General features: G+C 57.6%; 12 protein-coding genes. 8 read left to right on the top strand and 4 right to left on the bottom strand.

The window, feature by feature from the left end; genetic code table 11:
- Positions 1-15: 15 nt before the first annotated feature.
- Together VOI23_RS05260 and lpdA are read left to right on the top strand one after the other, a co-directional pair.
- Positions 16-591 (top strand): DUF924 family protein, encoded by a 576-nt coding sequence (locus VOI23_RS05260; RefSeq protein ID WP_323782590.1) that lies wholly within the window; start codon positions 16-18, stop codon positions 589-591.
- Between the two features lie 147 nt (positions 592-738).
- On the top strand, positions 739-2,133 hold the full coding sequence (gene lpdA, locus VOI23_RS05255; RefSeq protein WP_323782586.1) for a dihydrolipoyl dehydrogenase: 1,395 nt from the start codon (positions 739-741) through the stop codon (positions 2,131-2,133).
- Between the two features lie 52 nt (positions 2,134-2,185).
- On the opposite strand, the gene VOI23_RS05250 is transcribed toward lpdA, so the two are convergent.
- Positions 2,186-2,545, bottom strand: coding sequence for a rhodanese-like domain-containing protein (locus VOI23_RS05250; RefSeq protein ID WP_323782584.1), 360 nt, complete (start codon positions 2,543-2,545; stop codon positions 2,186-2,188).
- 275 nt (positions 2,546-2,820) lie between these two features.
- Here VOI23_RS05250 and uvrA point away from each other — a divergent pair, with 275 nt between their 5' ends.
- Together uvrA and VOI23_RS05240 are read left to right on the top strand one after the other, a co-directional pair.
- Positions 2,821-5,679: an excinuclease ABC subunit UvrA gene (uvrA, locus tag VOI23_RS05245; protein WP_323782581.1), complete on the top strand. Its 2,859-nt coding sequence runs from the start codon at positions 2,821-2,823 to the stop codon at positions 5,677-5,679.
- Complete coding sequence (locus tag VOI23_RS05240) at positions 5,676-6,104, top strand: NUDIX hydrolase (RefSeq protein WP_323782578.1); 429 nt, start codon at positions 5,676-5,678, stop codon at positions 6,102-6,104. Before uvrA ends, VOI23_RS05240 begins: the two co-directional genes overlap by 4 nt.
- A 13-nt stretch (positions 6,105-6,117) precedes the next feature.
- Here the strand turns inward: VOI23_RS05240 and VOI23_RS05235 are convergent, their stop codons facing one another.
- The gene (locus VOI23_RS05235; protein WP_323782575.1) at positions 6,118-6,585 is read right to left on the bottom strand and encodes a hypothetical protein; all 468 of its coding nucleotides are present in this window, start codon (positions 6,583-6,585) and stop codon (positions 6,118-6,120) included.
- 115 nt (positions 6,586-6,700) lie between these two features.
- Between VOI23_RS05235 and trkA the strand changes: the two genes are divergently transcribed.
- The 4 genes from trkA to hflX all read left to right on the top strand — a co-directional run bounded on the left by trkA (position 6,701) and on the right by hflX (position 11,246).
- A complete protein-coding gene (trkA, locus tag VOI23_RS05230) occupies positions 6,701-8,077 on the top strand; it encodes a Trk system potassium transporter TrkA (RefSeq protein ID WP_323782572.1) in 1,377 nt (458 codons plus the stop codon).
- A gap of 2 nt (positions 8,078-8,079) precedes the next feature.
- Complete coding sequence (locus tag VOI23_RS05225; RefSeq protein ID WP_323782569.1) at positions 8,080-9,594, top strand: TrkH family potassium uptake protein; 1,515 nt, start codon at positions 8,080-8,082, stop codon at positions 9,592-9,594.
- Between the two features lie 137 nt (positions 9,595-9,731).
- A complete protein-coding gene (gene hfq, locus VOI23_RS05220) occupies positions 9,732-9,968 on the top strand; it encodes an RNA chaperone Hfq (protein ID WP_323782565.1) in 237 nt (78 codons plus the stop codon).
- Positions 9,969-11,246, top strand: a complete 1,278-nt coding sequence (gene hflX / locus VOI23_RS05215) for a GTPase HflX (protein WP_323782562.1) — start codon at positions 9,969-9,971, stop codon at positions 11,244-11,246. It abuts the gene before it with no gap.
- A 10-nt stretch (positions 11,247-11,256) separates the two neighbouring features.
- Here the strand turns inward: hflX and VOI23_RS05210 are convergent, their stop codons facing one another.
- Both VOI23_RS05210 and VOI23_RS05205 read right to left on the bottom strand, forming a co-directional pair.
- Positions 11,257-13,200, bottom strand: coding sequence for a PAS-domain containing protein (locus tag VOI23_RS05210; protein ID WP_323782558.1), 1,944 nt, complete (start codon positions 13,198-13,200; stop codon positions 11,257-11,259).
- A gap of 186 nt (positions 13,201-13,386) precedes the next feature.
- Positions 13,387-15,852: a penicillin acylase family protein gene (locus VOI23_RS05205; protein WP_323782555.1), complete on the bottom strand. Its 2,466-nt coding sequence runs from the start codon at positions 15,850-15,852 to the stop codon at positions 13,387-13,389.
- Positions 15,853-15,869: the final 17 nt, after the last annotated feature.

Raw genomic sequence — 15,869 nt, 5'->3', positions numbered from 1 at the left:
TTCAGGAGGCAGCCAATGGTAAGAGCAGAAGAAATTTTGACATACTGGCTCGACGAAGTCGGACCGGCGGGGTGGTATGCGGTCGATCAAAAGATTGACGACACCATACGCAAACGTTTTGAGGAGGCATGGCGCGAGGCTTGCGAAGGGGCTTATGCATTGTGGCTGACCTATCCGTCCGGTGCGTTGGCCTATATAATTCTGATGGATCAGTTCCCGCGCAATATGTTCCGTGGCAGTGCCGAGGCTTTTGCCAGCGACAGCGCCGCCTTGGCGGCTGCGAAAAACGCCATTGATCACGGCTGGGATATGAAGATCGACGAACCTGCGCGGCAGTTTTTCTATATGCCGCTTATGCATTCGGAAAATCTGTGCGATCAGGAACGCTGTGTACGGTTGATGTGCGCCCGGATGCCCGAAGCGGGGGCAGGCAACCTCGTCCATGCCAAGGCACATCGGGACGTGATCCGGGAATTCGGTCGTTTCCCGTACCGGAATCAGGCTTTGGATCGGCACGATACGGCGCATGAAAGTGAATTTCTGGCTGCTGGTGGATACGGAAATAAGGTTCGGGAATTCCAAGGCAGCTGATTGCGGTTTGTTTTTCTGAACTAAATGCCAAGGCATTTCAGTGCATTGATCCCGCTGCGCGCTAGGGCGTTGCGGGATTTTTTGTCTGCATTGATGTGCATCTATAAATAGTTTAATATCAAACTAAATTCGGAATCGGAGGGGCTGATGTCGTCCAAAGCATTTGATGTTGTCGTTATCGGGGCTGGCCCTGGTGGATATGTTGCCGCGATCCGGGCTGCTCAGCTGGGATTGAGCGTTGCCGTGGTGGAACGCGAACATCTGGGCGGGATCTGCCTGAACTGGGGCTGCATCCCGACCAAGGCGCTGCTGCGATCCTCGGAAGTGTTCCATCTGATGCACCGGGCCAAGGAATTCGGGTTGAGCGCCGACAACATTGGTTACGACCTCGACGCGGTGGTGAAACGGTCGCGCGGTGTTGCGGGGCAGCTGTCCGGTGGCATCGGCCACCTGATGAAGAAAAACAAGATCACCGTGGTCATGGGCACCGCAACGATCCCTGCCAAGGGCAAGGTCAGCGTTAAGACCGATGCTGGTACAGAGGATCTGACCGCCAAGAACATCATCCTGGCCACAGGCGCGCGGGCGCGTGAATTGCCGGGGCTGGAGGCCGATGGCGATCTGGTCTGGACCTACAAGCACGCGCTGCAGCCGGTGCGGATGCCGAAGAAACTGCTGGTCATCGGATCGGGTGCGATCGGCATCGAATTCGCCAGCTTCTACAACACGTTGGGTGCCGAAACGACGGTGGTCGAAGTGATGGACCGGGTGCTGCCGGTGGAGGATGCCGAAATCAGCGGGTTCGCGAAAAAGCAATTCGTCAAGCAAGGCATGAAGATCATGGAAAAGGCCATGGTCAAGAAGCTGGACCGCGCCAAGGGGAAGGTGACCGCCCATATCGAAACCGGTGGCAAAACGATCACCGAAGATTTCGACACGGTCATTTCGGCCGTTGGGATCGTCGGAAATGTCGAAGGGCTGGGACTTGAATCCCTTGGGGTCAAGATCGACCGTACCCATGTTGTAACGGATGAATTCTGCCGCACCGGCGTCGACGGGCTTTATGCCATCGGCGACATCGCTGGCGCCCCGTGGTTGGCGCATAAGGCCAGCCATGAGGGTGTGATGGTGGCCGATCTGATCGCGGGAAAGCAGGCCCATCCGGTCAAGCCCGAAAGCATCGCGGGGTGCACATATTGTTATCCGCAGGTGGCTTCGGTCGGTTATACCGAGGCCAAGGCCAAGGAATTGGGATATGACATCAAGGTCGGGCGTTTTCCCTTTATCGGCAATGGCAAGGCGATTGCGTTGGGCGAAGCCGAAGGGATGATCAAGACCGTGTTCGATGCCAAGACCGGCGAATTGCTGGGCGCGCACATGGTCGGTGCCGAGGTGACCGAGCTGATCCAGGGCTATGTGGTGGGCCGTCAGTTGGAAACCACCGAGGAAGACCTGATGAACACGGTGTTCCCGCACCCGACGCTGAGCGAAATGATGCATGAAAGCGTGCTCGACGCCTTTGATCGGGTCATTCACATGTAACAAGAAAACGGCGCGGTGATTACCGCGCCGTTTTTCATTTCGACAGAAATATTCAGACTCTCTCTATGGAACCACCGGCCTGCACCCAATGGGCCAGTCCGCCAATATTGTGTACGTCATCATATCCCAACTGTCGCAGCAGCATTTCAGCATTATGTGAGCGGCCGCCCGAGGCGCAATAGACGGCGATGGTGCCGCAGCCTTCCAGTTCCTTAACAAAATCAGGATGACGCGGATCGGCCATGTCGCGCAGTCGCATCAGCGGAATATGCAGCGCGCCCTCGGCTTTGCCTGACCCGGCGACTTCGCCATGTTCGCGCACGTCGATAAGGGTAATCGTACCTTCGGCCGATTGAGCGACAGCCTGCGAAGCGGTCATGCCCCGGGGGGCGCTTTGTCTCAGAAAGAACATCTATTTCCTTTCACAATTTTGAATTTCCGACAACGCGGTGTTGGCATGAATATAACATTCAAAAAATGGAATGCAATATCGCTGCACCTGCAAACAGACTTGCAGGCCAAAATATTGAAAATTTTGAACAATGAAGGGGACTATGACCTATTTTATAGCGATTTGCCCCGTGTCACGTAGAGAATGATTTCTCTTGTTCACTTTATGTTCGCACTTTTGTGTTGGAGACTCGCTGCGTCTCAACTATCTCTTGTCCAGTCACACCGGGGGCTGAGATGGCTGAGCTGAAGAAAATCGAAGTGCGCGGCGCGCGCGAACACAATCTGAAAAATATCGACGTGGATATTCCGCGCGATCAGCTGGTGGTGATTACCGGTCTTTCGGGGTCAGGCAAATCTTCGCTGGCCTTCGACACGATCTATGCAGAAGGGCAGCGACGTTATGTCGAAAGCCTGTCGGCCTACGCACGGCAATTCCTCGATATGATGGAAAAGCCCGATGTCGATCATATCAGCGGGCTGAGCCCGGCGATTTCCATCGAACAAAAAACCACGTCGAAAAACCCCCGCTCGACCGTCGGCACGGTGACCGAGATTTACGATTACATGCGGTTGTTGTTCGCGCGGGTCGGGACGCCCTACAGCCCCGCCACCGGATTGCCGATCGAGGCGCAGCAGGTGCAGGACATGGTCGACCGTGTCATGACGATGGAGGAGGGCACCCGCGCCTATCTGCTGGCTCCGATCGTGCGCGATCGCAAAGGCGAATATAAGAAAGAATTTCTTGAGCTTCGGAAACAAGGGTTCCAGCGGATCAAGGTGGATGGCGAATTCTACGAATTGGACGAACCGCCCGTACTGGACAAGAAATACCGCCACGATGTTGACGTGGTGGTTGACCGGATCGTGGTGCGCGAGGGGCTGGAAACCCGGTTGGCCGACAGTTTCCGTACCGCTTTGGACCTCGCCGATGGCATCGCAGTTCTGGAAACCGCGCCGAAAGAGGGCGATCCCGAACGGATCACTTTCAGCGAAAAATTTGCCTGTCCCACCAGCGGCTTCACGATTTCTGAAATTGAACCGCGACTGTTTTCGTTTAACGCGCCGTTTGGGGCCTGCCCGGACTGCGACGGGTTGGGCATGGAGCTGTTTTTCGACGAACGGCTGGTGGTGCCGGATCAGAACCTGAAGGTTTACGATGGCGCGCTGGCCCCATGGCGCAAGGGGAAATCTCCCTATTTCCTGCAAACTATCGAAGCGATTGCCAAGCATTATGGGTTTGATACCAACGCCCGCTGGAAGGATCTGCCAAAGAAGGTTCAGCAGGTGTTTTTGCGGGGCTCGGGAGACGAAGAAATCCAGTTCCGCTATGACGAAGGCGGCCGGGTCTATCAGGTCAAGCGTGTTTTCGAAGGTGTGATCCCGAATATGGAACGGCGATACCGCGAAACCGATTCCAACTGGGTGCGGGAAGAATTCGAACGTTATCAAAACAACCGCCCCTGCGGGGCCTGCGGTGGCTACCGGTTGCGTGAAGAGGCGCTGGCGGTCAAAATCGCCGGGATTCATGTCGGTCAGGTGGTGCAGATGTCGATCCGCGAAGCCTATGACTGGTGCAAATCCGTTCCCGATCATCTGACCGATCAGAAGAACGAAATCGCCCGCGCCATTCTGAAGGAAATCCGCGAACGGTTGGGATTTCTGAACAATGTCGGTCTGCAATACCTGACGCTGAGCCGCAACAGCGGCACCCTGTCGGGCGGCGAAAGTCAGCGGATCCGGCTGGCCAGCCAGATCGGCAGCGGTTTGACCGGGGTTTTATATGTGCTCGATGAACCCTCCATCGGGTTGCATCAGCGCGATAACGACCGGCTGTTGGGGACGCTGAAGAACCTGCGCGATCAGGGTAACACGGTGATCGTGGTCGAACATGACGAAGAGGCGATCAGAGAGGCCGATTATGTCTTTGATATTGGTCCCGGGGCCGGGGTGCATGGGGGACACATCGTGGCGCAAGGGACGCCCGAGGAAATCGCCAACGACCCGGCCAGCCTGACCGGCCAATACCTGAGTGGCATGCGCGAAATCAGCGTTCCGGCGGAACGGCGCGAGGGCAATGGTAAGACCCTGACAGTGGTCAAGGCCAGCGGCAATAACCTGCGCGATGTGACCGCTGAATTCCCTCTGGGCAAATTCGTCTGTGTTGCCGGCGTGTCAGGGGGCGGGAAATCGACCCTGACCATCGAGACGTTGTTCAAGACCGCTTCGATGCGGCTGAACGGGGCGCGGCAGACGCCAGCGCCCTGCGAGACGATAAAGGGGCTGGAACATCTCGATAAGGTGATCGACATCGACCAGCGCCCGATTGGTCGCACGCCGCGGTCGAACCCGGCCACCTATACTGGCGCCTTCACCCCGATCCGCGACTGGTTTGCCGGTCTGCCCGAGGCCAAGGCACGCGGTTATAAACCCGGCCGGTTCAGTTTTAACGTCAAGGGCGGGCGCTGTGAGGCCTGTCAGGGCGACGGCGTGATCAAGATCGAAATGCATTTCCTGCCCGACGTCTACGTGACGTGCGAAACCTGTCAGGGCGCGCGCTATAACCGCGAGACTCTGGAGGTCAAGTTCAAGGGCAAGAGCATCGCCGATGTGCTTGATATGACTGTGGAAGATGCGCAGGGATTTTTCCAGGCGGTGCCGTCAATCCGGGAAAAGATGGATGCGTTGATGCGGGTTGGTCTGGGCTATATCAAGGTCGGTCAGCAGGCCACGACCCTGTCTGGAGGCGAAGCGCAGCGGGTCAAGCTGTCGAAAGAGCTGGCGCGGCGATCGACCGGTCGGACTTTGTATATCCTTGATGAGCCGACCACGGGTCTGCATTTCGAAGACGTACGCAAGCTGTTGGAAGTGCTGCATGAATTGGTTGATCAGGGCAATACGGTGGTGGTGATCGAACATAATCTGGACGTGATCAAGACCGCCGACTGGATTATTGATATCGGCCCCGAAGGCGGAGATGGTGGCGGTGAAATCGTTGCTATTGGAACACCTGAACAAGTCGCCAAGGAAACGCGCAGCCATACCGGGCATTACCTGAAGGCGATGCTGGATGGCAGGAAGGTTGCGGCAGAGTGACGGTGCGTCCGACACTTGGCGCTTTGGCGGTGGTGGTGCGGGGCGCAGAGGTTTTGCTGGTGCGCCGCCGTAACAAACCCGATGCCGGGCTGTGGGGGTATCCCGGCGGTCATGTCGAAGCCGGTGAAACGGTACAGCAAGCGGCAATCCGGGAATTGCGCGAAGAAACTTCGATCCGGGCCGAGGCCGGGCCGGTTTTGCGCGGGATCGATCTGATCCGGCGTGGCGCAGACGGTGCGTTGATGCATCATTTTTATCTGGTCGCTGTCTTGTGCCATTACGACAGTGGTGTTCCGGTCGCTGCAGACGATGCACAAGAGGCACAATGGGTGTCGCTCGACATGGTGCTGGACCGCGCCTTGCCGATGAGCGCCGAAGTGGACCGGCTGCTTGAATTGGCGTGTGCGGCTCTCAACCCCAATTAACCGGCGTTGGCACCTAGCCCGGCGTCACGATCTGCCAATGGCCTTCGCCGCGATTGATGGCGCAGGATTTGGCCGAAAGCTTGGGCAGGATGCGGGTCACCTGTTTAGATGCGGCTGACGCGACGGATGAAGTGCAGGCGGGCAATTCGACCCATTGATAGCCCTTGTTGGCCATGCATTGGGCTTCGACTTTTTTGCGCAGGTCCTTGTTCACATCGACCGTATAGGGATCGCCGCCGACGATTTCATAATCGCGGATGCAGTTTGCGCCATTGGCATCGCATTGCTGGATCGGCACCACCCGAACCGGCGTATGGCGGAGTTCCTGCGCCACCGGCACCTTTTTCAGGGCGCTGACCTGACAATCGGTCAAATCGCTGTTCATGGCGGATACTTCGGCGCCTTCGCGGTAATAAAGCCCCAAGGGCGCGCATCCTGCCATCACTATCGCAACGAGCGGAAAAAGGACGAATCGTGTCATGCGTGATCTCCTCCTGCCGCAGGATTGTGTGACCTTGGGGGCAATTTGACAAATCAATTGACCATTTAACTGGGGCGTGCCATCCAATGCCTCTGAAAGCAGAGGACCGGGGGCAATGAAAGTCATTATCTGCGGGGCGGGACAGGTCGGCTGGCAAATCGCGCGTCACCTTTCCGGCGAAAAAAACGATGTCACCGTAGTCGACAACAATCCTGAACTGGTGCGGCGGGCCACCGATACTCTGGACGTACAGGGTATCGCGGGATTTGCCAGTTATCCGGACGTTCTGGAACAGGCTGGGGCACGCGATGCCGATATGATCATCGCCGCAACCCATTCGGACGAGGTCAATATGGTGACCTGTCAGGTGGCGCATTCGGTGTTTTCGATCCCGCGTAAAATCGCCCGGTTGCGCTCGCAAAGTTATCTGACCGCGATCTATTCCGATCTTTATCGTCGTGATCACCTGCCGATTGATGTGGTGATCAGCCCTGAACGCGAAGTAGCCGAGGCGGCGTTGCAGCGGATCGCGTCGCCTGCCGCCTTCGATACGGAAAAATTTCTGGGCGGCAGGGCGCATTTGCTTGGCATTTCGATCAAGGAAGAGTGCCCGGTGGTGAATACGCCACTGCGCCAGTTGAGCGATCTGTTTTCCACTCTGCGCACCATCGTGGTGGGTATCCGACGCGACGGAAGGCTGTTTGCCCCCGAACCCGATGATCAGATTTTCGTCGGCGACGAATGCTACGTTTTTTCCGTTAACGAAGATATTCCGCGGACGATGGAAATTTTCGGAAAGGTGTCCAAGAAGCGGGAACGCGTCGTGATCATTGGCGGCGGCAATGTCGGTTTGTCGGTGGCGCTGGCGCTGGAGGAACAGACCGACCGGATTCGTGCCAAGGTGATCGAACGCAGTCGCAAGATCGCTGAAAAAGCCGCCGACACGCTGGAAAAAACCATCGTGCTGCATGGCGACGGATTGGATGCGACGCTATTGGCCGAAGCCAATATCGACCGCGCCGATGCGGTTCTCTGCGTTACAGATGATGACAAGACAAATATGCTGGCGGCGGTTCGCGCCAAGGCAGAAGGCTGCCCGATGGCGATTGCCTTGGTGAACGATCCCACCCTGGTGCCGATGATGGCGCCGCTTGGGATCGACGCCTTCGTCAACCCGCGCGCCACCACGGTCAGTTCGATCCTGCGCCACATCCGGCACGGGAAGGTGCTGGAAGTTTATTCCATAGGTGATGCCGAAGCAGAGATGATCGAGGCCGAGGTGTTGTCGACATCGCCGTTAGCAGGACAGAAAATCCGCGACATTGATTTCCCCGAAGGCGTGTTGGTGGGCGGCATTCTGAAGGGTGGCAAGGTGGTCAAGCCTGGCGCGGATACCCGGATCGAAGAAGGTGACGTGGTTGCTTTGTTTTCCATGGCCAGTGACGTCCCCGAGGTCGAACGCCTGCTTCAGGTTTCGATCGATTTCTTCTGACGATGACCGAGCGCATTCTCAACCAGCCCCTGTTTCTTTTGCTGATGGGGATCGCATCGTTTTCGATGTTCCTCCCAGCGCTGCATGCCGGATTGCTGGGCAGCCATTTCGAGGCGCGTAGTTTCTTTTACGCCGGGGTACTTGGCCTGCTGTTGGTGATGATGGTGGCGCTAGCGATGTCATCCCGTACAAGGCGGCGCGGAGAAATGGGCAATTTGCTGGCGCTGTTCGCCGGGTTCAGCCTGCTGCCTTTGCAACTGGCCTTGCCTTTTCACGAAGCGTTACGCACCACCAGCTATCTCAATGCCTATGTCGAAATGGTGTCGAGCCTGACAACGACAGGGGCGACATTGTTCGATCCGGAGCGTCTGAGTCCGACACTGCATCTGTGGCGGGCGCTGGTCGGCTGGATGGGTGGTTTGCTGATGTGGGTTTCCGCAGCAGCGATTTTGGCACCGCTTAACCTTGGAGGCTTCGAAGTGACCGCGACGGCGGCCCCGGGGCAAAGCGACCAGATGCATGGCCGATTTGAGCGCGCCGATCCGCAGCGTCGTATAGTGCGGGTAACTGCGCAGCTTTTCCCGGTTTATGCCGGTCTGACACTGGCGCTGTGGATCATGCTGGCGATTAGTGGCGATCACGCGTTGGTGGCGCTGTGCCATGCCATGTCAGTGATGGCGACCAGCGGGATATCTCCTGTTGGCGGGGCGCAGAACGGTGGTTCTGCCATCACGGGCGAAGCGGTGATGGCCCTGTTTATGCTATTTGCGCTGTCTCGGCTGACGTTTTCCACCGACACATTGAACACCAATCGGCGCAGCATCCGGCAGGACCCGGAATTCCGGCTGGGTCTGATGATCGTGATTGCGGTGCCGTTGTTGTTGTTTCTGCGCCACTGGCTTGCCACCTATTCCACCGACGATGAACAAAATCTGGTCTTGGCGTTGCGGGCACTATGGGGCGGAGTGTTCACCACTTTGTCGTTTTTGACCACGACCGGGTTTGAAAGCGCCCATTGGGAAACCGCGCGGGATTGGTCAGGGCTTGATACGCCCGGTTTGATTTTCCTCGGACTGGCGATGATCGGCGGCGGCGTGGCCACCACGGCCGGCGGGGTCAAGCTGCTGCGGGTCTGGGCGCTTTATCTCAACGGCTTGAGGGAAATGGAACGGCTGGTGCATCCGTCTTCGGTCGGTCGGTCGGTCGGCCATTCCCGGCGTGTGCGCAAACAGGGCGCCTATATCGCCTGGATATTTTTCATGCTGTTTGCGCTGTCGCTGACCGCTCTGGCGATGGTTTTTGCCGGTTTCGGTTCAAGTTTTGAAAACGCGATCGTGCTGGCGGTGTCAGCGCTGTCGACCACCGGGCCACTGATCTCGATCGCGCCAGAGACCGAAATCGTGCTGGCCGATCTGGCCCCGGTGGCCAAGCTGGTATTTTGCGGCGGAATGATTCTGGGACGGCTTGAAATGCTTGCAATCATCGCTTTGCTCAGCAGCGATGTGTGGCGACGATAGCCAATTGGCCCGTTAAAGATGCATAACAGACTGTTTTTGGGCTGGAAACTCGGCAAAGGCCACGACATAGTGAGCCTTGATAGCTGAAAAGGGACGCCGACTGCGGCACCAAGAACAAAAAACAAAGGTAACTTTGAATGGCTTCCGATAAGCAAAATTTACAAGATGCTTTCTTGAACCACACGCGGAAGACAAAGATTCCCGTGACGATTTTCTTGATCAACGGCGTCAAATTGCAGGGTGTTATAACCTGGTTCGACAATTTTTGCGTCCTATTGCGGCGCGACGGGCAATCTCAATTGGTCTATAAGCACGCTATTTCGACGATTATGCCGTCGCAACCGATCAACCTTTACGATGGTGAAGATAGCTAATTGGAAACGCATGAACGGGAAGCGACCCGGGCTTGGGTTCTGCATCCCGACCTGAAATCCGATGTGAAACGTCGACCGGCGCCCGACGCGCTGGCAGAGGCCGTTGCGTTGGCTGCGGCGCTGCCTGATCTGGACGTTGTCGGATCAGAAACCGTCCGGCTGCAACGGCCGCATCCGGGATTGTTATTCGGAACCGGCAAGATCGAGGAACTGAAGGCCCGCATTCAGGCGGCCGATGTCGAACTGGTGCTGGTAGATGGCCCGGTGACACCGGTGCAACAACGCAATCTGGAAAAGGCGTGGGGTGTCAAGCTGCTGGACCGGACCGGGCTGATCCTGGAGATTTTCTCGGACCGGGCGCGGACGCGCGAAGGCGTGTTGCAGGTCGAAATGGCAGCGTTGAAATATCAGCGTACCCGGCTGGTGCGGGCCTGGACCCACCTGGAACGTCAGCGCGGCGGGCTTGGTTTCGTCGGCGGTCCCGGCGAAACCCAGATCGAGGCCGACCGGCGCGCCATTGATGAACAACTGGTTCGGTTGCGCCGCCAGCTCGACAAGGTGGTCAAAACGCGAGAGTTGCACCGGTCCGCCCGCGCCAAGGTGCCGTTCCCGGTTGTGGCCTTGGTGGGGTATACGAACGCGGGAAAATCGACCCTGTTCAATCGGCTGACCGGCGCCGAGGTTATGGCCAAAGACATGCTCTTTGCCACTTTGGATCCGACGATGCGACGGGTCGATCTGCCCGAGGGCGGCCCCGAGGTGATCCTGTCTGACACGGTGGGATTTATCAGTGATCTGCCGACCGAACTGGTCGCGTCGTTCCGCGCCACACTGGAAGAGGTGCTGAGCGCCAATCTGATCCTGCATGTGCGCGATATTTCCCATTCTGAAACAGAAAACCAATGCCGCAACGTGCTGGAGATCATGGAATCGCTTGGCACTGACCCCGAAGTGCCGGTGCTGGAGCTGTGGAACAAGATTGACCTGTTGCCCGACGATCAGCGCAGTGCGCTGCAACAACGGGCGGCGCGAGACGACAGGATTTTCACCCTGTCGGCAATCACCGGCGAAGGCATCCCGGAGCTGATGCAGGCGATCAGCGAACAATTGGCCAACGAAACCCATCTCAGCGAGGTTTCGCTGAAGTTTTCCGAGGGACGCAAGCGGGCCTGGCTGTTCGATCAGGAGGTGGTCGAAACGGAGAAGCAGACCGAAACGGGGTTCGATCTGACAGTGCGTTGGACCGCGCGGCAGGAAAAGCGGTTTCGCGACTTGTAATCCAGACCTGTCAGGGGCCGGGCGACAGGGCGCGGAGCAACGCTTTCTCCAACTGATTATTCTTGAAGGGTTTCTGCAACACCTGTCCCGTCCCGGTATCCGGTCCCACCACGTCTCCAGCGCCGTGGGCCGTCATCAGGATCACCGGCAGGTCGGCGCGTTGCTTGTTGATTACCCCGCGCAGGTCGATCCCGGTCATCTTTCCGGTCAGCGATATGTCGGACAGCACCAGCGCGAAGGACGCTTCCGAATTGATCAGTTCCACTGCCTCTTCTGCCGATCCCACTTCGCTGATCTGAGCGCCAAGCGCCTGAAGCTGTCGTCGCATCACGTCGCGCACAAGCGAGTTATCTTCGACCAGCAGCACGTGCATGCCTTCCAGGTCTGCCTTGCCTTCTTCCTCAACATCGCTCTGACCGGCCTCTTCATCCTGCGGATCCATCAATGGCAAATACAGAGTGAAGGTCGTGCCTTTGTCGACCTTGCTGGTTACCGAGATCGCACCACCCGACATTTCGGCAAACGCATAGACCATGGCCAGTCCCAGCCCGGACCCCTTATCCGGCTTGCGCGAATAGAACGGATCGAAAATTCGTTGTGCCACGTCTTCGCTCATGCCGTGGCCGGTATCGCTGACCTTGATCTGGAAATAGCGACCCGGATTCACTTTGAGCGATTGGGCTCGTGTCTGCTCGAGGACGGTTTCGCCACAGGAAAACGCGATTTGGCCTGGGCCGGAAATTGCTTCGCTGGCATTGACTGCGAGATTGATCAGCGCCATTTCCAGTTGTCCCCGGTCGACGCGGATCCAATGCGTTTGGGGACCGTCCGGGCCTTTCAACTGAATGTCGCTGGGTAAAGATGCGGAAAGAATCTTGAGCGTGCTCGATATCGCGTCTGATCCCTTGATCGGTTGAGGTACGGATTTCGTCTGCTTGGTCAGGCTAAGCAGGCGGGTTGTCAGATCATTGCCCCGGCTGGCTGCCGCGATGGCTGGCTCCAGGTACTCCTGCCGCAATCGGTCATCACTCATCGCTTCTTCGAGCGGGTTCAGGTTGCCCAGGATGATTGTCAGCAGATTATTGAAATCATGTGCGATCCCTGCGGACATCGTGCCCAGAGCTTCCATTTTCTGCGCCCGGATAAGCGCGAGGTCGGATTCTCTTTGCCGCGTCATGTCGACGATCAGCAAGTAAAACCCCGTCACCTGTCCATCATCCGAAATCTCAGGCCGAAGGTAACAGCGTACAATCAGACGGCGATCATCAAATAAGTACTCTTCGGTTTCGTATTGCACAGATTCCCCGGCTAACGCCTTGTTAAACCGAGGTAATGATTCCTTGAAAGTTTTGGGCGACAAAACCTCCTGCGCTTGCTTGTCGAGTATGGATTCGGGGGTGACGCCGTAAGGTTGGGAAAAGCCCCGGTTGACGTATTTGAACACCAAGTTCGTATCCAGAAGCACGATCCCCGCCGTTACCTCATTCGCGATTAACGAAAACCGCGTTTCGTTCTGGCGCAATTCCGTGGTACGGGATTGGACACGACGCTCGAGTTCGGCCTCGCGCTGACGTTCCGTCGTTACATCTTTGAAAACGCTTACAAATCCCCCTTCGGGCAAAGGTGTCCCGGTCACCCGGATAACGGTTCCATCCGGGCGGACACGTTCGAAGGAATGGGGTTCGAATTTCTTTGCCTGGGTGACGCGTTCGGCCACGAGCTCTTCGATATCTCCTTCGCCATATTCACCCCGCTCGGCATTATAGCGCATGAAATCGGCGAAATCGGTTCCCGGTATCGAGAGTTCAACAGGAAAGTCCAGAATTTCAAGGCATCTTTCATTGAGGGCGACGAGCCTTAGGTTTGCATCAACGACCGAGATGCCTTCTTCGATATGTTCCAACGCCGATCTTACGATTGCGAGGCTTTGCTGGCTTTCTTCAGCAGAACTCATATGGCTCTCTCTGTTTCAGGTTAGTTGAGCAGACCCCAAGAGAGGCAGGTATTGCAACGAAAATCTGACCTGTGTGGTTGGCATAGAGTCGAAAGCGCCACATCGCCCATTACCTTGAAAGCCCGAAGGCGTGGTGGTGTGACTTAGCTGGTCCCGAAGGGGTGGTTGTTGCGTGGTAAGGTGCGACTATCTGGGATTGAGCCGGGTGACCCCAACGGCTGCAGCGCGGGCCAAATTTTCGTCCAGCGACATCGGGATGTATTCACCGCGCCGCCACAGTTCGCCCAGATCGTCGTAATGACGCGACAGGAAATGGCCGGATTGTCCTGTTGCGGTGATGAAAACCGAACTGTCAGGGTCGGCAAAATCATAGACGCCGCGATATCCCGCGCCATGCACGTTTTGAAAGGGTTTATCTCCCTTGCCTGAACTTACCCCACGCATCAGCGTCTGATCGCCGCCGCTGGTGGATTGGTGAATGTTGACGAAGCTTTTGAGCACCGGCACTTCACCAAGGGTCGGGTGATCATGGGCGGCCTGATGCGCATCGCCCCAACGCAGGCTTTCGAGAGTGGTGCCATATTGTTCGCCGATCCACAAAAGCGCATCGTCCAGCGCCAGCCGCGCCATGTCGGTGCAGGTTTCGATTGGGGCGCTTTGGATCACGTCGCACCATTTGGCAGCCCCGTTCACATCGCGGAATACCCGTTCGATGAACAGGGGTTCGACATGGAGGAACCTATCGGCCAGCGGTCCCAGATCGTCACGGATCAGACGGTCCTGCAGGGCCCGGACCCAGGCCGCGTAGATCAAAGGTTCTGGCAGATGTTCGTTCATTTCGCCATTCCAGTTGGCCAGAAGCGCAAGTGCCTGCTGGCGCCGCCGTTCCGGTGTCCCCTCGGGCGCGGCTTCACCGGTGAACCAAAGATCGGCCCCGATCAGCGGTAGCAGGGTGCGCGCGGCGGGGCTGACCGTGTCGAGCTGGGTTTCAATGAAGCTGTCGCGGGTATGGACCTGCCGCGACTGCATCAGTCTTTGCCAGCGCTGTATACGCTGGGTGTCGCCCCAGTCAAACGAGACATGGAGGGGAAATGGACGATCGACGATCTTGTTGTTGGTATTGCCGACAATGCCCCCAATCGGATTGACGAATTCGGGATTGGCGGCATAGGAATGCCGTCCCTGCCAACGATTGTCAGCGATCCAACCGGGCGAGGGCAGGCGGCCCTGACTTTGGTGTTTGGCCGAGCGGCGCGGCATTGCGCCCAGCATCTTCAGGGCGATCTGATCATGATCCGCCAAGGTCAGGTTCAGCGACGGGGCGACCATCAATTCGCCGGTCTCGATCGCTTGTTGCACGGTATGCGCATACATCAGGCCAATCGCGGCGCTGATTGAACTGTCTTGCGGGCTGAGCGCGGTCCAGCTTAGTGCAGCGACATGATCCTTCGGGGTGATCGTGCCCAGATCGAACATCGTGCCGGGCAGAACAGGGCCGTTTTCGGTCCAGCGCAGGGTCAGGGTTAGCGGTTTGGCATCGGCCACTTCGATGATCGACTTGCGGGTCACGAAGGGTTTGTAGCCTTCAGGTGTCAGGTATTCTTCTGGATTGTCTGGGTTCAGTTTTTCTATGAACACGTCCTGATCATCGAGATAAGACGCGGTGATGCCCCAGCCCAGATCACCGGAACGACCGGTCAGGATGGCGGGAATGCCGGGAATAGTGGCACCGATCACACCGCCCTGAGAAAGTTGCAACCGGGCCAGATACCAGGTGCCGGGGGCGGAAAAATTCAGATGTGGGTCATTGGCGATCAGGGTTCCTCCGGCGGCGGATCGGCTGGCCGCAGCGGCCCAGGCATTCGAGGCGCCGGCGAAGTCACGCCGATGGAACGGAGACAACGGGTTTTGTGGCAATGGCGTGGTCGCGGCGAATTGCGGCAGGCCCGCGTCAAACAGGCTGGCATAGCGGGGCAGCGCGGCGACACCGCTACCGGGTGCATCGGGCAGCAGGTCGGATAGCCGATCGGAATTGTCGAGCAGAAGCGACACCCGCGCACGCAGCACTTCGGTATCCAAATGGCCGCTCAGTTGCAGCGCCATCAGTTTGATCATCGCAACGGAATCGGCGGGCTGCCAGGGGGCGACCGGCATATCGAACAAGAACATCTCGGGCGCGCCGCGTCCCAGCGCTTCGCGGTTGATCTCGTCAAGTCGGGCATTGACGCCGTTGGCGTAAGCATCAAGAGCCATGCGGCTGCGCGCGTCCTGTGCTGACACCGATTTTTGCGCCAGTGTATATAGGTCCAGACGGCGCATCGTTTTGTCTATGGCCAAGGTCCTGGAGCCGAACACTTCTGACAGGCGGCCCTGAACCGTGCGGCGCAGTGTCACCATTTGCCACAGACGGTCCTGCGCGTGGGCATAGCCGAGCGCGAAAAATACATCTGCGTCGCTCTGCCCGAAAATATGCGGCACATTGGCGTGGTCGCGGACAATTTCGACCGGGGCGGACAGGCCGGTGACGGATAGGGACTTGTCATATTCGGGCAATGATCGCGATGCCAGATAATAGACCGCCAGCAGGATCAACAGGGCGATCACGATCATTCCGCTCGTCAGCCGCATCAGCCATTTGAATAGCATCGTCATGATTTGATCCAGTTCAC

Origin of the sequence: Thalassovita sp. (assembly GCF_034670005.1) — a bacterium.
GTDB lineage: Bacteria > Pseudomonadota > Alphaproteobacteria > Rhodobacterales > Rhodobacteraceae > Thalassobius.
This window is presented reverse-complemented; position numbering and strand designations above follow the sequence as displayed.